18 protein-coding genes are annotated in these 21907 nt (G+C 72.6%); 4 read left to right on the top strand and 14 right to left on the bottom strand.

From position 1 onward, the window contains the following. Positions 1-32: 32 nt before the first annotated feature. Positions 33-398: a hypothetical protein gene (locus ACLJWH_RS11840; protein ID WP_411141599.1), complete on the top strand. Its 366-nt coding sequence runs from the start codon at positions 33-35 to the stop codon at positions 396-398. On the opposite strand, the gene ACLJWH_RS11835 is transcribed toward ACLJWH_RS11840, so the two are convergent. The 5 genes from ACLJWH_RS11835 to ACLJWH_RS11815 all read right to left on the bottom strand — a co-directional run bounded on the left by ACLJWH_RS11835 (position 382) and on the right by ACLJWH_RS11815 (position 7024). Beyond that, a complete protein-coding gene (locus ACLJWH_RS11835; RefSeq protein WP_411141598.1) occupies positions 382-1644 on the bottom strand; it encodes a THUMP-like domain-containing protein in 1263 nt (420 codons plus the stop codon). The genes ACLJWH_RS11840 and ACLJWH_RS11835 overlap by 17 nt on opposite strands. Positions 1645-2133: 489 nt before the next feature. Further along, positions 2134-3567, bottom strand: a complete 1434-nt coding sequence (locus ACLJWH_RS11830) for an FtsW/RodA/SpoVE family cell cycle protein (protein ID WP_411141809.1) — start codon at positions 3565-3567, stop codon at positions 2134-2136. A 47-nt stretch (positions 3568-3614) separates the two neighbouring features. Then, entirely contained in the window at positions 3615-4754 is a 1140-nt protein-coding gene (locus ACLJWH_RS11825) for an LCP family protein (protein WP_411141597.1), read from the bottom strand. Between the two features lie 148 nt (positions 4755-4902). Beyond that, on the bottom strand, positions 4903-6348 hold the full coding sequence (locus ACLJWH_RS11820) for a sensor histidine kinase (RefSeq protein ID WP_411141596.1): 1446 nt from the start codon (positions 6346-6348) through the stop codon (positions 4903-4905). Next, positions 6341-7024: a response regulator transcription factor gene (locus tag ACLJWH_RS11815; RefSeq protein WP_411141595.1), complete on the bottom strand. Its 684-nt coding sequence runs from the start codon at positions 7022-7024 to the stop codon at positions 6341-6343. Before ACLJWH_RS11815 ends, ACLJWH_RS11820 begins: the two co-directional genes overlap by 8 nt. Positions 7025-7339: 315 nt before the next feature. Here ACLJWH_RS11815 and groES point away from each other — a divergent pair, with 315 nt between their 5' ends. Together groES and groL are read left to right on the top strand one after the other, a co-directional pair. Then, positions 7340-7648 carry a co-chaperone GroES gene (groES, locus tag ACLJWH_RS11810; RefSeq protein ID WP_052859677.1) on the top strand — a complete coding sequence of 103 codons (309 nt, stop codon included), beginning with the start codon at positions 7340-7342 and terminating at the stop codon, positions 7646-7648. A 136-nt stretch (positions 7649-7784) separates the two neighbouring features. Then, complete coding sequence (groL, locus tag ACLJWH_RS11805) at positions 7785-9410, top strand: chaperonin GroEL (RefSeq protein ID WP_411141594.1); 1626 nt, start codon at positions 7785-7787, stop codon at positions 9408-9410. A 114-nt stretch (positions 9411-9524) separates the two neighbouring features. On the opposite strand, the gene ACLJWH_RS11800 is transcribed toward groL, so the two are convergent. From ACLJWH_RS11800 to ACLJWH_RS11770, 7 genes are all read right to left on the bottom strand, one after another. Next, positions 9525-10631 (bottom strand): DUF5954 family protein, encoded by a 1107-nt coding sequence (locus ACLJWH_RS11800; protein WP_411141593.1) that lies wholly within the window; start codon positions 10629-10631, stop codon positions 9525-9527. A gap of 257 nt (positions 10632-10888) precedes the next feature. Beyond that, positions 10889-11065, bottom strand: a complete 177-nt coding sequence (locus tag ACLJWH_RS11795; protein WP_381679293.1) for a hypothetical protein — start codon at positions 11063-11065, stop codon at positions 10889-10891. A gap of 117 nt (positions 11066-11182) precedes the next feature. After that, the gene (locus ACLJWH_RS11790) at positions 11183-12241 is read right to left on the bottom strand and encodes a hydroxyacid dehydrogenase (RefSeq protein ID WP_411141592.1); all 1059 of its coding nucleotides are present in this window, start codon (positions 12239-12241) and stop codon (positions 11183-11185) included. Positions 12242-12307: 66 nt separating this feature from the next. Next, positions 12308-13102 carry a carbohydrate ABC transporter permease gene (locus tag ACLJWH_RS11785; RefSeq protein WP_411141808.1) on the bottom strand — a complete coding sequence of 265 codons (795 nt, stop codon included), beginning with the start codon at positions 13100-13102 and terminating at the stop codon, positions 12308-12310. Between the two features lie 209 nt (positions 13103-13311). After that, complete coding sequence (locus ACLJWH_RS11780) at positions 13312-14217, bottom strand: carbohydrate ABC transporter permease (protein WP_411141591.1); 906 nt, start codon at positions 14215-14217, stop codon at positions 13312-13314. Beyond that, complete coding sequence (locus ACLJWH_RS11775) at positions 14214-15530, bottom strand: ABC transporter substrate-binding protein (protein WP_411141590.1); 1317 nt, start codon at positions 15528-15530, stop codon at positions 14214-14216. Before ACLJWH_RS11775 ends, ACLJWH_RS11780 begins: the two co-directional genes overlap by 4 nt. Before the next feature lie 178 nt (positions 15531-15708). Further along, positions 15709-16881 carry a substrate-binding domain-containing protein gene (locus ACLJWH_RS11770; protein WP_411141589.1) on the bottom strand — a complete coding sequence of 391 codons (1173 nt, stop codon included), beginning with the start codon at positions 16879-16881 and terminating at the stop codon, positions 15709-15711. Between the two features lie 193 nt (positions 16882-17074). Here ACLJWH_RS11770 and ACLJWH_RS11765 point away from each other — a divergent pair, with 193 nt between their 5' ends. Beyond that, complete coding sequence (locus ACLJWH_RS11765) at positions 17075-19195, top strand: DUF2264 domain-containing protein (protein ID WP_411141588.1); 2121 nt, start codon at positions 17075-17077, stop codon at positions 19193-19195. Positions 19196-20327: 1132 nt separating this feature from the next. Here the strand turns inward: ACLJWH_RS11765 and ACLJWH_RS11760 are convergent. Next, entirely contained in the window at positions 20328-21101 is a 774-nt protein-coding gene (locus ACLJWH_RS11760; protein ID WP_411141587.1) for an SDR family NAD(P)-dependent oxidoreductase, read from the bottom strand. Positions 21102-21194: 93 nt separating this feature from the next. Continuing rightward, on the bottom strand, positions 21195-21860 hold the full coding sequence (locus ACLJWH_RS11755; RefSeq protein ID WP_411141586.1) for an MOSC domain-containing protein: 666 nt from the start codon (positions 21858-21860) through the stop codon (positions 21195-21197). Between the last annotated feature and the right edge of the window lie 47 nt (positions 21861-21907).

Below are 21907 nucleotides of genomic sequence, written 5' to 3'. Positions count from 1 at the left end.
TGGCACGCACGCACACGGGGAGGCGGCGGACTGTGCACTGGTTCTGGTGGGTGTTCATCTTTTTCGCGGTGGGCGGCTTCGCGAAGGTGGCCGACGCCGGCCGGACGGCCCTGCGCACCCGGCACGAGCGCAAGATGGAGCGCCTGGAGTCCGCGCGCCAGGAGCGCCAGGAGCTGGCGGCCGCCGACAAGACGCCGGATCCGGTGTGCGGCTGTACGCACCATCTCGCCAAGCACGACAAGCAGGGCAAGTGCCATGAGCTGGTCCAGGTGCCGGTCGCCTGGGACGCGGACCAGAAGCCGATCCGGTACGAGGCCGGCCGGTGCACCTGCCAGCAGTACATCGGCCCGCAGCCGCTCTCGCAGATCTACGCCGAGGACCTCACCGACCGGGAGTGAGCTCGGCGGCCGGGTGCCCCAGCAGCATGGTGGGGGCGCCGGCGACCCGGGTGAGGAAGATGGTGCAGGAGCGCCGCCCGCTGCCCAGCTTCAGCTTCTTGCGCAGTTCCTCCGGCTCCACCGCCGAACCGCGCTTCTTGATCACCGCGATGCCGACCTCGCGCTCCCGCAGCAGCGCCTTCAGCTTCTTGACGTTGAACGGCAGCACATCCGTGATCGCGTAGGCGGTCGCGTACGGGGTCTCGGTGAGGGTGTCCGCGGTGATGTAGGCGATCGTCGGGTCGATCAGCCAGCCGCCGGTCTGCCGGGCGACGTCCGCGACGAGATGGGCGCGGATGACCGCGCCGTCCGGCTCGTACAGCCAGGCGCCGACCGGCCCCGGCTCCGGGTCCGGCAGCCCCGCGCCGAGCAGGGAGTCACCGGCCGGCAGCAGCGTGGCCCGGCGGCCGCCGGGGACGATGCGGTGGGCGGCACCGGCCACCTCGTCCGGCGCGGCCGGTGCGCTCCCCGGTGCCCCGCCGAACCAGACCACCGCCTCCTTCACCTTGCCCGCGTCGGAGATCCACTCCGTCTCGGCATCCTCCGGCAGTGCGTCGTGCGGCACCCCGGGGGCGATCTTCAGCGCCGCGTACGGGGCGGTACGGGCGGCCTCGACGGCCCAGGACAGCGGCGGTGAGTACGCCTCCGGGTCGAAGATCCGGCCGCCCCGCGCCCCGCCCCGCCTGGCCGGGTCGACGAAGACGGCGTCATATCCGGCGGTGTCCACCTCGGTGACATCGGCGCAGCGGACCTCGATCAGCTCCGCCAGCCCCAGCGCCTCGGCGTTGGCGCGGGCGGCGGCGCAGGCCAGCGGGTCGCGGTCGACCGCGAGCACCGAGATCCCGGCCCTGGCCAGGGCGAGGGCGTCCCCGCCGATACCGCAGCAGAGGTCGGCCAGCGTACGGACGCCGAGCGCGGCGAGCCGGGCGGCGCGGTGCGCGGCGACGACGGCGCGGGTGGACTGCTCGACACCGTGCGGTGTGAAGTACATCAGCCGCGCGTCCGCCCCGAACTTCACCGCCGCCCGCTGCCGCAGCTGCGCCTGCCCGAGCGCCGCGGAGACCAGCGGCGCCGGATGGTCCCGGCGCAGCCGGGTCGCGGTCGTCAGTTCGTCGGCCGGATCGTGGTCGCGCAGTGCGGTCAGCAGCGCCTGCCCCTCGGGGGCGAGCAGCGCGGAGAAGGTGTCGAGGTCGGTCACCTGCCCCATTGTGGGCCAGTCGGCGGACCGCTTCGGCGCGCAGGGCGGGAGCGCCCCGGTGCGGCGCGGGGGCGCTGCCGCGATCCGGTGTCCCGCGTCGTGCCGGACTTCTGCGGCGCGGCGCAGGGGAGCGCGGGGCGGGGCCCGCCCCGGGATGGTCCGGGTCGGGGCGGTGTGGCCGGGGTGGTGTGATCCCGGAGGTGGTGCGCCGGGTGCTGCGGACGGCCGTGCGCCAGGGCTGTGCCGTTGCGCGGTCGGCGGACTGCGTGTGGCCTTGGCGGATCACGTGCGGGGTGGGGCCTGTCCCGGGGTGGGGCGGATCGGGACGGCCCGGGTCGGGGCGGTGTGGCCGGGGTGGTGTGATCCCGGAGGTGGTGCGCCGGGTGCTGCGGACGGCTGTGCGCCATGGCTGTGCCGTTGCGCGGTCGGCGGACTGCGTGCGGCCCTGGCGGATCACGTGCGGGGCGGCCGGGGAACGGCGGGGCGGCCGGGGGCGGGCTACGCCTCGGGTTCGAGCTCGGGCTCCGCCCGGCGGCGGCCGCGCCCGCGGCGTCCCGGCCGGTTGGCTCCCGGGCCCACCGGTTCGCGGCGGCGCTGGGCGCTGTCGCTGATGCGGATGAGCAGCGCGATCATCACCCAGTTCGCGACGAGGGACGAACCGCCCTTGGCCAGGAACGGCAGGGCCTTGCCGGTGAGCGGGATCAGGCCGGTGACACCGCCGGCGACGACGAAGACCTGGAGCAGCAGCGCGCCGGCGAGCCCGACCGCCAGCAGCTTGCCGAACGGGTCGCGGGCGGTCAGGCTCACCCGCAGGCCGCGCTGGGCGAGCAGCGCGTACAGCATCAGGATCGCCATCACCCCGGCCAGGCCCAGCTCCTCGCCCACGGTGGTGAGGATGAAGTCGCTGTTGCCGGCGAAGCCGATCAGCTCCGGGTGGCCCTGGCCCAGTCCGCTGCCGCTGATGCCGCCGCTGCCGAAGCTGAACAGCGCTTGGGCGGCCTGGTCGGAGATCAGGCCGGGCGGTCGCTGGTTCTCGGGCAGGAAGATGTCCATGGGGTGCAGCCAGGCCATGATGCGGCCCTTGACGTGCGGCTCGATGGAACCGACGGTGACGGCGCCCGCCACGGCCATCGCCAGGCCGCAGAGCACCCAGCTGGTCCGCTCGGTGGCCATGTACAGCATGATCACGAAGACGCCGAAGAAGATCAGCGAGGTGCCGAGGTCCCGCTCGAAGACCAGCACCAGCAGGCTGATGACCCAGATGGTGAAGATCGGCCCGAGCTGCCGGCCGGGTGGCAGCTGGATGCCCATGACGCGGCGGCCGGTCAGCGCCAGGGCGTCGCGGTTGACGGTGAGATAGCCCGCGAAGAACACCGCGATCATGATCTTGACGAACTCGCCGGGCTGCATCGACAGCGGCCCGAGCAGGATCCACCGCTTGGCGCCGAACTGGTCGGCACCGAAGAAGGCCGGCGCCATCAGCAGCACCAGCGCGACCGCCATCGTCAGATAGATGTAGCGCTGGAGGATGCGGTGGTCGCGCAGCAGCAACAGGATCGCTATGCAGACCGCCACCCCGATCACGGTCCACACCAGCTGGCCGCTCGCCGCCTGGGCGATCTTCAGCCGGGGTTTCGCCGCGTAGGTGATGTCCAGGCGGTGCAGCAGCACCAGCCCGATCCCTGTCAGCAGGGTGGCCAGCGGCAGGATCAGCGGGTCGGCGCGCGGTGCGAAGCGGCGGACCACCAGGTGCGGGACGAGCGCCACGAAGAAGACGCTGACGGCGAAGCCGGCCAGCCCGTCGGACAGCTTGCCGGTCATCGACAGGCCGGTGTAGGCGTACCCGAAGACCGTGATCAGGATGACGAAGCCGAGCAGCCACGCCTCGGTTCTGCGGCGGTTGGGCGCCTGCGCGAGGGCGGCGAACGTCATCGTCCGTTCGGCATCACCCTCCGGCTCGTCGGTCCTGGGTGCGCCGGTCAGTCCACGCACGGGATTCCTCCGCCATCGATCGTCTTGGCCGCGGATCCGGACGAAGTGGGTCCGGATTTCGGCTCGGCAGTCGAGGAGGTAGACGAGGACGACGCAGGCGGGGTTGCGGAGGACGTGGCAGGTGTGTCCGAGTTGGCACCGATGGCTTTCGAGACCAGCCGCTTGATCGTCTGCGGGTCGACCACGTTGATGTCCTCCCCGTTGTGCCGACCGAAACGTTCGATCGGCAGTGTCGAGAACTCTACGTTCCCGCCGGAGAGGTTCTTCGCCTGCTGGATGAACGACAGCAGATCCCAGCCCTGGTCGATGACCAGATCCTTCTTGGCGGCGTCCATCAGCCGCACCAGCCGCAGCGGGTCGGTGAAGGTGCCCGCGGAGTTCAGTTTGTGTGTCGCGGAGGCGAGAAATGCCTGCTGGCGGCGGGTGCGGTCCAGGTCGCCGGCCGGCAGCCCGTGCCGCTGGCGGACGAACGCGAGCGACTGCGGCCCGTTCAGCGTCTGCTTGCCGGCCGGGAAGTCGGCGCCGGAGTAGCGGTCCTTGACCGGGTGCTTCAGGCATACCGGCACGCCGTCGAGCGCCTCGGCGATGTGCAGGAAGCCTGCCAGGTTCACCTCGGCGAAGTGATCGATCGGCACCCCGAGGAAGTTCCGTACGGTCTCGATCTCGGCCTTGCGGCCGGCCTCCCGGCCCTCGCGCTCCAGCTGTCCGTGATCGGTGACGCCCTGCTTCACGAGGGCGTCCTCCTTGGCCGCCTTCGCCAGCCCGTACGCCTTCTTGATCTTGTCCTTGCCGTGCCCGGGTATCTCGACGAAGTCGTCCCGGGGTATGGAGAACGCCTTGGCCCGCCCGCCGTCCCCCGGGACGTGCAGCAGGATCAGGGTGTTGGTGTTGTAGCCGCCGATGTCGGAACTGCCGGCGTGCAGCTTCTGGAGCACGTCCGCCGGCAGATCGTTCCCCTCCTGGTCCTTACGGCTGTCCAGCCCCATCAGCAGGATGTTGGTGGCCCCGCCGGCGGACCGCGGCGCGTTCTTGTCGAGCGCGTGCGAGGAGCCGATCTGCCGGGTCAGATCGTCGTAGAGGTACCAGCCGCAGCCGGCGGCGGCGAGCAGGAGCACACTCAGAGTCACCAGAATCCGGCGCCCGAGCCGTCGCCGTGCGCCCCTGCGCGATACCGCGCGCCGACGCCGTGTCACAGTCCGACCATGCTGACGGTGCTTCATTCGACCAGGGTGGGCGGCGCTTCCTGAAGAAGACCTGAAACTTCTGAAAAGTCCTTCAGGAGCCGGGCGCCCGGAACGGCGGACGGGGCCCGGCCGGCGGGAGCGGCGCCGGAAAGGCCGCCACCAGGCGGGCCCCGGTGAGCAGGCCGTCCGGCCCGGCGGCCACCGTCAGGTCGCCGCCGTGGGCGCGGGCGATACCGCGGGCGATGGCCAGGCCGAGGCCGCTCCCGCCGCGCTCGCGGTCGCGCGCCGCGTCCAGCCGGGCGAACCGCTCGAAGATCAGCTCCCGGTCGGCCGGGGCGATCCCCGGCCCGTCGTCGGCGACCTCCAGCCGCGCCCCGCCGCCCGGCAGCGGCTCGGCCGTGATCCGCACCCGGGAGCCGGCGTACCGCAGCGCGTTGTCGACGAGATTGGTCAGCAGCCGCTCCAGCTGGGCCGGGTCACCGCGGACCGGAACCGGCGCCTGGGCCCGTACCGCCAGCGGCACCCGCGGCGCCCGCCGCCGGGCCGCCTCCTCGGCCGCCAGCAGCGCCAGGTCCACCGGCTCCGCGGCCCGCGGCGGATGCGCGTCGAGCCGGGCGAGCAGCAGCAGATCGGCGGCGATCCGCTGGAGCCGCTCGGTGTCGCCGAGCGCCGCCCGTACCGCCTCGGCGAGCGCGGGGCCCGGTTCGCCGGCCAGCGCCACCTCCAGCCGGGAGCGGACCGCGGCGATCGGGTTGCGCAGCTCGTGCGAGGCGTCGGCGACGAGCTGGCGCTGGCGCCCCACCGCCTCCTCCAGCCGGTCCAGGGTCGCGTTGACCGTACGGGCCAGCAGCGCGACCTCGTCACCGCCCGCCGGGTCCGGCACCCGCCGGTCCAGCTCGCGCTCCGTGACGGCGGCCAGCTCCGTACGGATCGCGGTGACCGGCCGCAGCGCCAGCCCGGTCACCGCCCAGGCGATGGCCGCCGCCAGCATGATCAGCAGCGGCGCCACCACCAGCATCCCCACCCGGATGGCGTGCGTGGCGTCGTCCACGTCGGACAGCACGGTCACGGCGTAGACGAACCGCTCCCCGCCACCGGGCGGCGCGGCCCGCACCACGACCACGTCCGCGCGTTCGTCCGTCGCGACCGGCCCGCCGACGATGATCTGCGAGGCGGAGTCCTGCTCCGCCGGCGGCCGGAAACCGGCCAGGTCGGCGGCGATCGACGCGGCCTGCCACCGGCTCGCGGCGACGACCCCGCCCGCACCGTCCGTCACCAGCACCACATCGACCCCGGACGCGGGCGCGCCGAGCTGCTCGGGGAGGGCGCCGGTGTCGACCTGCGCGGCGACCTTACGGGCGGCCAGTTCGGTGCGGCCCGTGGTGTTGTCCAGGAGGTTGGCCCGCAGCGTCGCGGCGAGCCAGCCGCCGCCGACGGTGAGCACCAGCGCCATGGTCAGCGCGGCGGCCACCGCGGCCCGGCCACGGACCGTACGCGGCGGCAGCCGCCGCAGCCACCCGGTGGGGCGGTCAGGCACCGTCCGCCGCCATCCGGTACCCGGTCCCGTGCACGGTCCGGATCGACCGCCGCCCGAACGGCACGTCGATCTTCTTGCGCAGCGACGAGACGTACACCTCGACGATGTTCGGGTCGATCTCGGTGGGGGAGTCCCACACCTCGTCGAGGATGTCCTGCTTGGCGACGGCCTGCCCGTCGCCCGCCATCAGACAGGCCAGCACGCCCAGCTCGCGGGCGGTCAGCTCCACCTCGACGTCGCCGCGGCGGCACCGGCGGCCCTCGGTGTCCAGCGTCAGATCGCCGGCCTGGAGGGTGCGCGGCCGCGCCTGCCCGTCCCGCGTCCGCCGCCCCAGCGCGCGCAGCCGGGCCAGCAGCACGACGAAGGAGAACGGTTTGGTCAGGTAGTCGTCGGCGCCCGCGTCCAGCCCCTCGGCCTCGTCGTACTCGCCGTCCTTCGCGGTGAGCATCAGCACCGGCGTCCAGTCGCCGTGCCGCCGCAGCCGCCCGCAGATCTCGTATCCGCTGGGTCCCGGCAGCATCACGTCCAGCACGATCGCGTCGTACGGCCCGGTCAGCGCGAGCTCCAGACCGCGGTGGCCGTCGTGGGCGACGTCCACCCAGTGCCCCTCGGCCCCGAGCCCCCGCCGCAGGGAATCCGCGAGCCCGTCTTCGTCCTCGACGACCAAAATGCGCATCTGCTCCGTGCCCCACGTTGTCGGGTGACCCCGCCGTATCTCGTTCTGCTCTCGTCCTGCCTGCATTGTGACCGCCGCCGGGGACGGCGGGTGGCCGGGGCGCCGGGGCGGCCCGCGGAACGCCGGTGCCGGCACCGCCGCGCTGGCACTCCGCTTGACCGAGTGCTAACCGCGTCATAGTGTCAGCGTTGGCACTCTCCACCGGGGAGTGCCAAACACAGCGACGGGCAGATCCGGCACCCGCGACGACGGATCCACCTGGTCGCCACCTCAGACAGTTAACCCCGTGAGATCTCCGAAGGGGGAGGTCGGATCGTGACGACCGCCAGCTCCAAGGTTGCCATCAAGCCGCTTGAGGACCGCATTGTGGTCCAGCCGCTCGACGCCGAGCAGACCACGGCCTCGGGCCTGGTCATTCCGGACACTGCCAAGGAGAAGCCCCAGGAGGGCGTCGTCCTGGCCGTTGGTCCGGGCCGCTTCGAGGACGGCAACCGTCTTCCGCTCGACGTGAGCACCGGTGACATCGTGCTTTACAGCAAGTACGGCGGCACCGAGGTGAAGTACAACGGCGAGGACTACCTCGTTCTCTCGGCTCGCGACGTTCTCGCGATCATCGAGAAGTAATTCACCCAGAATTGCCTAGATCTGCGCCCCTGGTTCCCGCGTCTAAACAACCCGGGGCCGGGGCGTAGTTCGTTTGACGCGATGACGGCCGCCGGGCGCGGACCGGGATCGCAACGAGAGGACTTGAAGCAACCCCATGGCGAAGATCCTGAAGTTCGACGAGGACGCCCGTCGCGCCCTTGAGCGCGGCGTCAACAAGCTTGCCGACACGGTCAAGGTGACGATCGGCCCCAAGGGCCGCAACGTCGTCATCGACAAGAAGTTCGGCGCGCCGACCATCACCAACGACGGTGTCACCATCGCCCGTGAGGTCGAGGTCGACGACCCCTACGAGAACCTGGGCGCCCAGCTCGTGAAGGAGGTGGCGACCAAGACCAACGACATCGCGGGTGACGGCACCACCACCGCCACCGTGCTGGCCCAGGCGCTGGTCCGCGAGGGCCTGCGCAACGTGGCCGCGGGTGCCTCCCCGGCCGCCCTGAAGAAGGGCATCGACGCCGCGGTCAAGGCCGTGTCCGAGGAGCTCCTCGCGACCGCCCGCCCGATCGACGACAAGTCCGACATCGCCGCCGTGGCCGGTCTGTCCGCGCAGGACAAGCAGGTCGGCGAGCTCATCGCCGAGGCCATGGACAAGGTCGGCAAGGACGGTGTCATCACCGTCGAGGAGTCCAACACCTTCGGTCTGGAGCTGGACTTCACCGAGGGCATGGCCTTCGACAAGGGCTACCTGTCGCCCTACATGGTCACCGACCAGGAGCGTATGGAGGCCGTCCTCGACGACCCGTACATCCTGATCCACCAGGGCAAGATCGGCTCGATCCAGGACCTGCTGCCGCTGCTGGAGAAGGTCATCCAGGCCGGCTCCTCCAAGCCGCTGCTGATCATCGCCGAGGACGTCGAGGGCGAGGCCCTGTCGACCCTGGTCGTCAACAAGATCCGTGGCACCTTCAACGCCGTGGCCGTCAAGGCCCCCGGCTTCGGCGACCGCCGCAAGGCGATGCTCGGCGACATGGCCACCCTCACCGGTGCCACCGTCATCGCCGAGGAGGTCGGCCTCAAGCTCGACCAGGCCGGTCTTGAGGTGCTGGGCACCGCCCGCCGCGTGACCGTCACCAAGGACGACACCACCATCGTCGACGGTGGCGGCAACTCCGAGGACGTCGTCGGCCGCGTCAACCAGATCAAGGCCGAGATCGAGTCCACGGACTCGGACTGGGACCGCGAGAAGCTCCAGGAGCGCCTCGCCAAGCTCGCCGGTGGCGTCTGCGTCATCCGTGTGGGTGCGGCCACCGAGGTCGAGCTCAAGGAGAAGAAGCACCGTCTGGAGGACGCCATCTCCGCGACCCGCGCCGCGGTCGAGGAGGGCATCGTCTCCGGTGGTGGCTCCGCTCTGGTGCACGCCGCCAAGGCACTCGAGGGTTCGCTGGGCAAGGAGGGCGACGAGGCCACCGGTGTCGCCGTCGTCCGCCGCGCCGTCGTCGAGCCGCTGCGCTGGATCGCCGAGAACGCCGGCCTTGAGGGCTACGTCATCACCTCGAAGGTCGCCGAGCTGGACAAGGGCCAGGGCTTCAACGCCGCGACCGGCGAGTACGGCGACCTGGTGAAGGCCGGCGTCATCGACCCGGTCAAGGTCACCCGCTCCGCGCTGGAGAACGCCGCGTCCATCGCTTCGCTGCTGCTCACGACCGAGACCCTGGTCGTCGAGAAGCCGGCGGAGGAGGAGTCCGCCGAGGCCGGCCACGGCCACGGTCACTCCCACTGACGCGGGCAGTCCCGCCGGTGTGATGCACCACGGCCGAGGCCCGGTCCCCGCTCTGCGCGGGGACCGGGCCTCGGTCATGTGCGGCACCCGGCCGGCGGCTGCCGTCTGCCGCCGTCACCTGCCGCGGCGGACGGCCTGGCGGCGGGCCTCCTCCTGCTCCCACAGACCGCGCAACTTCTCGGCCCGCTCGTCGAGTTCGAGCGGCTCGTCCTCGCCCCGCCACAGCCCCCGCGCCTTGAGGTCGCGGACCTGGACCTCGATGGGCTGCTCCGGGTCGTAGTCGGAAGGGCGCGGGCCCTCGGGCCCGTCCGGGCCGATCCGGACCAGCCGCTCGACCCGGGTCACCCGGAAACGGCTCCCGGCGACGCTCGCCCCGTTGCTCCGCTTCGCGTCGAGCCGGTCCGCCACCCGTGCGTACACCGCGCGCTCCGCCTCGTCGAGATCCAGTGTGAACGGGGCCATCACCCGCAGCCACCCGGCCAGGGCGTCCCGCGCGCCCTGCGGTGTCGAGTGCGACGCGCCCGGGTTGTGGGACTGCCAGTGCCCGTCCGTCCGCTCGGCGACCATGAACACGGCGGGCATCAGCACCCCGCCCGGATGCGTCACACAGGCCCGCCGCGCATCCGCCACGATCTCCGGCGGCGCGCCGGGCGGGGCCCCGACGAACTGGATGAGATCCAGCTTGAGGATGCCGTCGGCCAGCCCGGTGCCGGTGTACGGGTCGATCACGAAGCCCTTGGTGCGCGAGGGCAGCCGGTGCGATTCGCCGACCTCCGCCGGATCGGGGTCGGTGGGCCGGGGCGGCTCGGGGCCGCCGGTGCCCATCCGGATGAAGCGCGAGGCGCGCGCGATCGTGAACCTGGTGCCCAGGATGCTCAGTTCGTCGACGACCTCACGGTCCATGCGCGCGGCCGCCGCCAGCCATTTGCGCCGCGCCCGCTCCGCGCCGGAGTCCTCGGCCGCCTTGGCCCGCCGCCGGAAGTCCGCCCCGAGCATGTCCCGTGCCCCCTGCGGCGTATCGCTGCCGTACTCGGAGAGCTCCCAGCCGCCCGTCTCGCACTCCCGGGCGTGGAAGAACTCCGGCAGACCCACCCCCATCAGCTCGGGGTAGCGCTCTCTGGCCTGCCACGCCTCCCGTTCGGCGAGGGCCGCGATCGGGCTCTCCTGGTGGGTGACCCGGATCGCCAGGTAGGCGGGGGTCGCGTCTCCGTAACTGTTCATGTACAGACTGTGCGCACAAACCGTCGTCGGGCACACGGGGATTCGCGGAATTCGCGCGCTTCGCGGATGCGGCGGGGTGGCGAACGCGGCGGGGTGGCGGGTGCGCGGACGGGGCGCCCGGCCACGGCCCGGCGGAGTGCTGCCGGGCCGTGGCGTACCCGCTGGTGCCGTGACCGGCAGTGTCTGCCCCGTTGGAGAGCGTCGTCCGGTACGTGCGTGCTGGGTGGCGCGACGGGGCGGAGCTTGCCGGGAGGGCGCTAGCTGTGGATGTGGTAGCCGCACCCCGGGTTCTGGCACGTCCAGTGGATCAGCGGGCCGGCCGGCTGGGCCGTGAGCAGTCCGCCGCACATCCGCGGGCAGATCACGGACCGCCCCTCCCGCTCCCCGCTGAGCGGCGCCCACCAGCCTTGCTGGTGCCCTGGTTTTTCACTCATGGGCACACTCTCTCACTCCCGGCGGGCACCTCGGCCGGGGATGCCGGGCCGGGACCGCGGCACCTCGGCCAACCGCCGCGCCACCCGCGTCCCGGGGTGCGGGGCGCGGCCCGCGCGTCAGGCCGACCGGTGCAGGCCCTCGGGGTGTACCGGGTCGGCGAACGGGCGGCCCCGGGTGTAGCGCTCGACCTCGTCCAGGGCGAGGTCGGCCATGCGGTGCAGTTCGCCGCCGAGCGAACCGGCCACATGGGGGGTGAGCAGGACGTTCGGCAGGTCGTACAACGGCGAGGCGGACGGCGGGAGTTCGGGGGCGGTGACGTCCAGTACCGCGTTGAGGCGGCCGCGGGTCAGTTCCGGGAGCAGCGCGGCCTCGTCGATGAGGGAGCCGCGCGCGGTGTTGATGAGGGTGGCGCCGTCCGGCATCAGGGCCAGCTCGCGGGCGCCGATCAGATGGCGGGTGGCGGGCAGTTCCGGGGCGTGCACGGTGACGATGTCGCTGTCCGCGCAGAGGGTGTCGAGGGGGACCGCCGTCGCGCCCAGGCGGGCGGCCTCGGCGGCGTCCACGTACGGGTCGTGCAGCAGGACGCGCAGGTCGAAGGGGCGCAGCAGATCGATGACGCGGCGGCCGATGCGGGAGGCGCCGATGACGCCGACGGTGCGGCGGTAGTTGCCCGCGGTGGCCAGTTCGCGCTGCCAGTCGTGCGGGGCACGCAGACCGCGGTAGCGGTGCGCGGTGTGCAGCACCCGTTTGTTGGCGAAGAGGATCGCGGCGAGGGTGTATTCGGCGACCGGCAGCGCGTTGGCGGCGGCGGCCGAGGTGACGGCGATGCCGCGCGCCCAACAGGCTTCGGTGATGTGGTGTTTGACCGAACCGGCGGCGTGGACGACGGCGCGCAGCCGGGGGGCCGCGGCCAGTACCCCGGCGGTGAGCGGCGGGGCGCCCCAGCAGGTCAGGAGTACTTCGGCGCCGGCGAGGGCGGCGGCCACCTGGGGGGTCGGGTCGGCCAACTCATGGCCGACGAGACGGGAGTTGGTGCGGGTGAGTGCCGTGAGGCGGGTGTGGTGCCGGGGTGCGAGGAGTCGGTCGGCGATGCCGGGGCCCATGGACAGCAGCAGACCGGGCCGGGCGGCCGGGGGTGCGGTGGGGCCGGGGGGATTGTCAGTGGTGGGGTGCATGGTGGAACCAGTGCTCCTTCGCGGTCGCGCGGTCGCACGGGCGCGCGGTCGTCCGGCGGTCCGTCGTCATTTGACGCTGCCGGCGGCGAGGCCGGCCTTCCAGTGCCGCTGGAGGGCGACGAAGGCGATGACCAGCGGGATGACGGCGAGCAGCGAGCCGGTGACGACGAGGGGGTAGTAGGACGGCTCGGCGTGGGTGTTGCTGTTCCACGCGTACAGGCCGAGGCTGAGCGGGAAGAGGCGCTGGTCGGAGAGCATGACCAGGGGGAGGAAGAAGTTGTTCCAGATCGCGGTGAACTGGAAGAGGAAGATGGTCACGAAGCCCGGCATGAGCATGCGCAGGCCGATCGACCAGAAGATCCGCAGCTCGCCCGCGCCGTCCATACGGGCGGCCTCGATCGCCTCACCGGGCACATAGCCGGCGCTGAAGACCCGTGCGAGATAGACCCCGAACGGATGCGCGAGGACGGGTATCAGCACCGCCCAGTAGGTGTTGACGAGGCCGGTCTTGGCGGCGAGCAGGTACAGCGGCAGGGCGAGCGCCGTGGTGGGCACCAGCACCCCGAGCAGCACGGCGCCGAACAGCCGCTCCTTGCCGGGGAATTCGTAGGTGTCGAAGGCGTATCCGGCGGCCACGGACACCAGCGCGGAGAGCAGGGCGCCGCCGCCCGCGTAGAGCAGGCTGTTGGCGTACCAGCGGAAGTAGACGCCGTCGTTGTAGGACGCCAGGCGGGAGAGGTTGCCGCCGAGGTCGAAGCCCTCGAAGGAGAAGGCGTTCCCGGCCAGCAGCCCGCCGGCGTCCTTGGTGGCGGCGGTGACCAGCCAGACGAGGGGGAAGAGGGTGTAGAGCACGGCGAGCACGAGCGTGCCGTTGACGGCGGCCTTGGAGAGCCAGCGGCTGCGGGACGGGCGGGCGGCGGCGCGGACGGTGCCGCGGGGCGCGGGCCGTACGGGAGCGGTGCCGGGGGCACCCGCGGGGGTGGCAGCGGCCCCGTTGGCGGCCCGGTCGCCGGGCCGGCCGGTTCCGTCGGCCGGGTCCGCTGTCGCGGGGCCGGCCGTGGTGCGGTCCGTCACGTTGTCCTGCCCTTCGTCCGGGACCGGGGGGCGCGTTGCGAGAGGCGGGTGATGGCGAAGGACAGCACCGCCGCGGCGAGCGCGAGGAGGACGGACGCGGCGGCCGCCAGTCCGTAGTCGTTGCGGGTGAAGGCCGCGGCGTAGGCGTACATGTTCGGTGTCCAGGAGGAGGTGAGTGCGGCGGAGGACGCCTGGTTGATGATCAGTGGTTCGGTGAAGAGCTGGAGGGAGCCGATCACGGTGAAGAGGGCGACCATCACGACCGAGGAGCGGATCAGCGGGATCTTGACACCGGTCGCGATCCGCCAGGAGCCGGCACCGTCCACCGTCGCGGCCTCGATCACCGAGCGGTCGATGGCCTGGAGGGCGGCGTAGAAGATGACCATGTTGTAGCCGAGCCACTCCCACAGCGCGATGTTGACGACGGCGGGCAGCGCGCCGCCGGGGGAGAGGAAGGAGAAGTCGAGGCCGCCGGACTGCAACGCGCCGATGACCGGGCTGAGTTGCGGGGTGTAGAGGTAGACCCAGATCAGCGCCGCGATGATGCCGGGCACGGCGTGCGGCAGGAAGAGCGCGAGCTGGAAGAAGCGCCGGGCCCGTGCCAGCGCCGAGTCCAGCAGCAGCGCGAGCGTCAGCCCGCCGGCCAGCAGCAGCGGTATGTAGAGCGCGCAGTAGCCGATCAGGACGAGGAAACCGTCGCGGAAGGCGTGGTCGCCCAGCGCCGTGAGGTAGTTGCCGAGGCCGGTGAAGACCGTCTGCGTACCGCCGAACCCGAGCCCCGACTGCTGTTCGGTGAAGAGGCTCAGCCACAGCGCGTAGCCGATCGGCACCACCATCACCACGGTGAAGAGGACGAAGAACGGCGTCAGCAGGACGGTGACGGCGCGCGCTTTGGGGCTCACCGGCCGGCGACCTTCAGCCCGCGCTTGTGCAGCTCCCGCACGGTCGCGTCCTGGGCGGACCGTACGGCGTCGGCGAGGGTGCCGTTGCCGTCCGCGGCCTTGCCGAACGCGTCCTTGAGCGTGGTGTTGGTGGTGCCGCCGGTCGGGCCCCAGGCCCAGTCCCGCTTGATGGCGGCGGCGGCGCCGTCGAAGAGCCCGTAGAGGTCCTGGCCGCCGAAGAAACCGGTGTCGAACGCCTTCTTGGCGACCGGGCGGAGCGCCGCGGCGGCCGGGTAGGCGCTGGAGTCGCCGGAGGAGAGCCGGGCCTTGATGGCGTCCGGCGAGGTGGACATCCAGGTCGCGAACTTCACGGCCGCCGCGGCCTGGTGGCTGTCCTTGGTGACGGCCCAGGTGGAGCCGCCGAGCATGCCACCGGCCGGTTTCCCGTCCCAGGTCGGCATCGGGGCCGCGGCCCACTTGCCGCTCTGGTCGGGGACGAGTCCCTTCAGCGCGCCCGCGCCCCAGGAGGCGCCGAGGTAGCCGACGGTGTCGCCGTTCTTGAGCGCGCCGGTCCACGCGGGGCTGAAGGAGGTGGCGCTGTTGACCAGGCCGTCGTCGAGCAGGCCCTGCCAGTAGGCGGTGACCTTCTTGGTGGCCGGATCGGTGGTGTCCACCTTCCAGGCGTCGCCCTCGGTGGCGAACCACCGCGCGCCCGCCTGCCAGACCATCGCCTCGAAGGTCGTCGGGTCGTCCGGGAAGAACGTGCCGATCCGGGCCTTCGGGTCGGCCTTCTTGACGGCGGCCGCCGCGGTCCGGAACTCGTCCCAGGTCTTCGGCACCTCGATCTTGTGCCGGTCGAAGAAGTCCTTGCGGTAGTAGTACGTCTGCGGTGCGGCGTCGAAGGGCACCGCCCAGTTCCTGCCGCCCAGCGTGGTCAGCTCCACGGCCTGCGGCAGCAGCTGTTTCTTGAGGTCGTCGGTGACGTACTGGCTGATGTCCTGGAGCGAGCCCTGGCTGACGAATTCGGGGAGCGAGGGGTACTCGATGCTGACCAGGTCGGGGGCGTTGCCCGCCTTGACCGCGTTGGCGATCTTCGCATAGCCGCCGGCCCCGCCCGACGGGATCTCCTCGTACCTCACGGTGATGTCGTCGTGGGTGGCGTTGAACGCGTCCACGGTCTGTTTGGTGCCCTTGGCCCAGCCCCAGTAGGTGATCGTGACGTGTCCGCCGTCGCCTCCGGCGGCGGGGTCACCGCCGCCGCAGGCCGTCAGTACGGCGAGGGCGGCCGTGGCACCGGCGATCGCGACAGAGGTTCTGCTCCAACTGCGGCTCATGACACGGCTCCTGGGCTGACGGCCTGACGACGGAAGGAAAGCGGGAAGCGATGGCGGCGATCCTTGGGCCAGGAATGAGCGAAGTCAAGAGCGAAAGATTGAATGATCGAAAAAAGAACAAAGTGTGAGTGTTCGGAGACGGGACGGAACGGCGGGGCCGGACCGGCCGGGGAGGCGGCTACCCGCGCGCCGCCCGCGCCTCGGCCGCCCCGCAGGAGGCCCGCACCCGCAGACGGGGCAGCAGGGCGAGATGCCGCCGCGGCGCGGGCTCGGCCCGGCCCCCCGTCCCGTCTCCCGCACCGCCCGGCCGCCCGCCTTCCGGGCAGCCCACGGCCCCGCCGCCCGCCCGCCCGCGCAACCGCTCCAGCAGCAACTCGGTGGCCAGCCGTCCCACTTCGCGCTTGGGCGGGGCCACCGCCGTCAGCGGGGTGTCCGCCAGCGCCGCCACCTCGTCGTCGTACGCGACCAGTGCCAGCTCGCCCGGCACCCGTACACCCAGCTCCGCCAGCCGCTGCACCAGCTGGATCGCGTCCACGTCGTTGTGCACCAGCGCCGCCGTCACCCGCCCCGCCGTCACCGCCGTCCACAGCGCCTGTACGCCCCGCTCGAACCCCTCCGGATCGCCGCCGGCCGGCGCGTCGATCACCGGATGCGGCAGCTCCAGCCCCAGGGCGCGCAGCGCCTCGTCGTAACCGGTGCGCACCGCGAGCGCCGTCGGGCTGTCCGCGCGGGCCACCAGCACCGGCGCCGCATGGCCCTGCCCGGCCAGATGGCGCAGCGCCAGCAGCACCCCGTGCGCATGGTCGGAGCAGACCCGGTCCAGCGCCGCCAGCGGTCCGCCCGGAGCGGCCGTCCGCTCCAGCAGCACGGCGGGGACCGGGAGACCGGCCAGCCAGCCCCCGTATTCGGCCGGATCTGCCCGGTCGCGCCAGCCCGGCGCGATCAGCAGCCCCTCGGCGCCGGCCGCCAGCAGCCCCTCGGCGCGCGCCCGGTCCCCCTCGGGCCGGTAGTCGGATATCCGCAGGACCAGCCGGGCCCCGGCCCGCGCCGCCGCCTCGTGCGCGCCGTGGATCACCTCGGCGAAGTAGTACGTGGCCGACGGCGCGAGCAGCCCGAGCACCGGCGTGGCCCCGGCTCCGCCGGCCCCCGCCTCCCCGGTGCGCGGCCGGGGCCAGGACACCGACCCGTGCGCCCGCTCGACCAGGCCCTTGCGGGTCAGCGTCTCGACGTCCCGCCGTATGGTCAACGGCGACACCCCGAGCCGGGCGGCGAGGTCGGTGACCCGGGCCGTGCCGTGCTCCCGTACCAAGGTCAGCAGGCGGTCGTGGCGTTGCACTGCACTCTCACGCACGGCGGCGTTCCCCTCCCAGCAGGCGGCCCGAGGCGGCCGGATGGCGGCCGAGCCTAGTCCAGCCCGATCGTTCCGAATCGACCGGAGCGGAGAACGCTCAATCGATCATTCGATCCCGCTCTCTTGACGATGGATCGCTCGCGGCTGAAGGATTCCCGCGTCACCCGGCCGCCCAGCCACTCAGGGGAAGCCCATGCCCCAACTCCCGTCCCACTCCGCCGCGCAGCGCCGCTCGTACCCCTTCCCGCTCCCTCCCGAGGACCGCGACCGCAGCCCGTACACCGGCTGGACCCGCGCCCACTGGGAGGCGGCGGCCGACGGCCTGCTGAACGCCACCGCCCCGTACGCCTCCCGGCGTCACGGCCTCATCTCCCTCCCCGGCCCCCGTCCCAGCTTCTCCGGCCCCCGCTCGGACGGCCTCGAAGGCTTCGCCCGGACGTTCCTGCTCGCGGCCTTCAGGATCGCCGGCGACGACGGCCGCGACCCGCACGGCCTCCTCGACCGCTACGCCGAGGGCCTCACCGCCGGAACCGAGAACCCCACCTTCGACACGGAGTTGGCGCCCGGCCAACCGGACTCCTGGCCCCGTATCGAGACCGTCCGGCAGGCGTACGTCGAGGCCGCCTCGGTGGCCCTCGGCCTGCGGCTGACCCGCCGCCGGCTCTGGGACACCCTCGACGACCGGGTCCGCGCCCGCGTCGTGGAATGGCTGCTGCCGACCCTCGAAGCGCCGCCCATCGACAACAACTGGTGGCTCTTCGGCCTCACCGTCGGCGGCTTCCTGCTCGACGCGGGCATCGAGACCGTACGGGCGCAGGCCGCCATCGACCGCGCGCTGAGCCGCATAGACGGCTGGTACCGCGGCGACGGCTGGTACAGCGACGGAGACAACAGCGCCTTCGACCACTACAACGCCTGGGCCCTGCACTTCTATCCCGTCCTGCACGCCCACCTCAGCGACGACGCCGCCCTGCTGGCCACCTACGGCGAGCGCCTGCACGCCCAACTCGCCTCCTACACACTGCTCTTCGACGCCAACGGCGCACCCATACCCTTCGGCCGCTCGCTCACCTACCGCTTCGCCGCCACCGCCGCCCCCTGGCTCGGCGCTCTCACCGGCCACACCCCGCTCACCCCCGGCGCCACCCGCCGCCTCACCTCCGGCGCCCTGCGCCACTTCCTCGACCGCGGCGCCGTCACCGAGGACGGTCTGCTGCCGCTCGGCTGGTACGGCGAGTACGCCCCGATGCTCCAGGTCTACTCGGGACCAGGCTCGCCCTACTGGGCCTCCAAGGGATTCCTCGGCCTCCTGCTGCCCGCCGACCACCCCGCCTGGACGGCCCCCGAGGAGCCCCTCCCCGCCGAGACCGCCGACGCCGTCCTCCCGCTGGGGCCGACCGGTCTGCTCGTCCAGTCCACCGTGTCCGACGGCCTGGTCCGCCTCCACAACCACGGCAGCAACTCCGTCCTCAGCGACGCGGACCCGTACTACACCCGCTACGCCTACTCCACCCGCACCGGTCCGACGGCCTCCGACGGCCCGATCGGCCCCACGGCCTCCGGCGCCCTGGCTGGCCCCACGGCCCCCGACGCCCTGGCCGACGGGTCCGCCCCCGAGGGTCTGGTCGGCGGCTCCGCCCCCGAGGGTCTGGTCGGCGGCTCCGCCCCCGACGGCCTGGCCGGCGACTCCGCCCCCGACGGCCTGGCAGGTGACTCCGCCCCCGACGGTCTGGCAGGCGACTCCACCTCCGACAACCACTTCGCCCTGCTCATCGACGGCAGCCCGACCACCCGCGGCCCCGCCACCCCGCACGGCACCGGCCCCGACTGGGCCGCCTCCACCCACACCCCACGCCAGGCCGACGGCACCGAACTCCCCGGCGTCCGGATCCTGTCCGCCACCCTCGTCCACGGCCGCGCCGAACTCCGCGCCCACCTCGTCACCGGCGCCACCCCCGGCACCCCCGTACGCCAGACCGGCTGGGCCACCACGCCCGACGGCCCGACCGCCCAACTCCATCCCGTACACGGCTACTCCGGCCCACCCCGCGAGACCGCCACCGGCAGCACCCCCTTCGGCCCGCACACCCGCACCGCCACCCTGGACGGCACCGTCTCCGACCCCCAGGGCACCCTCTTCCTCTCCCTGGCCTCCCTCACCGCGGAACCCACCCCCGCCCCTCTGCACACCCTGGCGACCACCCGCATCACCCCCCACGCCATCCACGTCACCTGGCACGACGGCACCACCTCCCACCTGCCCTTCCCCCACCACTCACCCACTCTCCCCCCACCACGCACCTCTCCTTCCTGACCACCCAGCTCTTCTTCCCCACCACCCACCCACGGAAGGTGAGGGGCCGCAGGGGTCGGGTGCGGGGACGTAAAGCGAAGCAGTCCCCGCACCCGACCCCTGCGGCCCCTCACCGCCCCTTGAAAGCCCCGCGCAGCGGAAAACAAAACAAGCGGCGCCGCACCGGGCAACGTGGGGAAGTGGCGTCCCGCGTTGCGGAAAAGCGGCGCCGCGCCGGGCAACGCGGGGGAGCGGCGTTCCGCGCAGCGGAAAGGGAAAGTGGCGCCGCACCTGGCAACGTGGGGGAGCGGCGTTCCGCGTAGCGCAAAGGGAAAAGCGGCGCCGCACCCGGCAACGCGGGGAAGTGCCGCCGAGCGCGGCGCCGCGGGCAATCCTGAGCACCAACGGGGGTGATCCCGGACGTCGGGAAAGTACGGCGCCGCACCCAGCATCGTGGGAAAAGACGGAGCGCCAGCGACTACGGCCCCGCGCAGCGGAAGGGAAGGCAACGGCGCCGCACCCGGCAACGCGGGGGAGCGGCGTCCCCCCCCCCCCGCAGTGGAAAGGGAAATGCGGCGCCGCACCCGGCAATGCGGGGGAGTGATGTCCCGCGCAGCGGATAAGCGGCGCCGCACTCGGCAATATGGAGAAGTGCCGCCGAGCGCGGCGCTGCGGGCAATCCGCAGCACCAACGGGAACGTCCCCGTACGACGTGAAAGGACGGCGCCGCACCCCACAACGTGGGGAAAATCCGGAGCGTCCGCGACTACGGCCCCGCGCAGCGGAAGAGTTCACCCGTCGGCACGGCGCCGCACCCAGCATCGTGGGAAAATCCGGAGCGTCCGCGACTACGGCCCCGCGCAGCGGAAGAGTTCACCCGTCGGCACGGCGCCGCACCCAGCATCGTGGGAAAAGACGGAGCGTCAGCGACTACGGCCCCGCGCAGCGGAAGAGTTCACCCGCCGACACGGCGCCGCACCCAACATCGTGGGGAAAGGCGGAGCGCCAGCGACTACGGCGCCGCACCCAACATCGTGGAGAAAGGCGGAGCGCCAGCGACTACGGCGCCGCACCCAACATCGTGGAGAAAGGCGGAGCGCCAGCGACTACGGCGCCGCACCCAGCATCGTGGGGAAAAACGGAGCGCCAGCGACTACCGCGGACCATACTTCCGCCCCGTCCGCGAAGTGATCCCGCCGAGCACCCCGCGAGGCGCCAGCTTCGCCGCGCCCACCAGCGCCTTGTACCGCGGGTCCGGAACGGACAGTGACTTGCCGCGCGCCAGATCCCGCATCGCCGCGTCGACCAGTTTGCCGGCGTCCAGCCACAACCAGCCGGGGATGTTGTCCGTGCCCATCCCGGCCCGCTGGTGGAACTCGGTCCGTACGAAGCCGGGGCAGAGCGCCATCAGCCGGACCCCGCTGCCGGCCAGGTCCCGCGCGGCGCCCTGGGTGAACTGCACGACCCACGCCTTGCTCGCCCCGTACGTCCCGCGCGGTACGAACGCCGCCACGGACGCGACATTGACGACCGCGCCCCGCCGCCGGTCCCGCATACCGCGGACCGCGGCCGTCGTGAGCCGCAGCACTGCCTCGCAGTGCACCTTCAGCATCGTCAGCTCATCGGCCATCGACACTTCGAGGTACTCGCCCTTGTTGCCGAACCCCGCGTTGTTCACCAGCAGATCCACCGGACGCGTGGTGTCCGCGAGCCGCTCCTCGACGGCGGTGATGCCCTGCTCCGTCGCCAGATCGGCGCGGAGCACCTCCGCTTCGATGCCGTGCCGGTCGTGCAGTTCGGTCGCCTGCTCGCGCAGCCGCTTCTCGTCGCGCGCCACCAGCACCACGCTGTGGCCGTCGCTGGCGAGCCGCCGGGCGAACGCCGCCCCGATGCCCGCCGTCGCTCCCGTGATCAGTGCAGTCGTCATACGGGGCACGCTATCCGCACCGGGCGCGGCGCCGATGCCCTGGGACGCGCCGGCACCCGCTCCCGCCGCCCGCCCCCTTCGGCCGGCTTCCCGTCAGCTCGCCGCCTGCGCCACGTACTTGGCCGCCCTGGCCCGTGCCTCCTCCGGCAGCGCGTCCCCGACCGTCAGCAGCCGCGGCAGCAGCTCCCGCTCGGTCGTCAGCGCCCGGAACATCAGCGCGATGGTCACGCCGTGGTCCGGGCGGTGCACCACCTCGACGGGGTCCCCGGCGTGGATCTCGCCCGGTTCGAGCACCCGCAGATACGCGCCGGGCACCCCGGCCGCCGTGAACCGCTTGATCCAGCCATGTTCGCCCAGCCAGCCCTGGAACGTCCGGCACGGAATCCGCGGTGCGGTCACCTCCAGCAGCAGCCGGTCGCCGATCAGCCAGCGCTCGCCGACCAGGGCGCCGTTGACCTCGACGCCGGCGGTGGTGAGGTTCTCGCCGAACACGCCGTTGCCCAGCTCGCGGCCCAGCTCCCGCTGCCAGGCGTCCAGGTCCTCGCGGGCGTAGGCGTACACGGCCTGGTCGTTGCCGCCGTGATGGCGGGTGTCGACCACCGCGTCGCCCGCCAGCCCGCTCGCACCGATGCCCTTGGGGCCCGGCGCGGTGACCGCCACCGGGCCGTCCACGGGCTGTTTGTCGATACCCGTCCCGGCCGGGGCGTCGGTGTGCTCGGACGGGATGGGACGCCCCAGATTCACGGAAAGCAGTTTCATGCGCTCACGCTAAGCCAAATCAGCCAAAGCGCGCAGTGAGTAATCCG

Source organism: Streptomyces sp. x-80 (assembly GCF_046549095.1).
Classification (GTDB): Bacteria; Actinomycetota; Actinomycetes; order Streptomycetales; family Streptomycetaceae; genus Streptomyces; species Streptomyces celluloflavus.
Note: the sequence above shows the minus strand (reverse complement) of the source record. Positions and strands in the feature narration are given on the sequence as shown.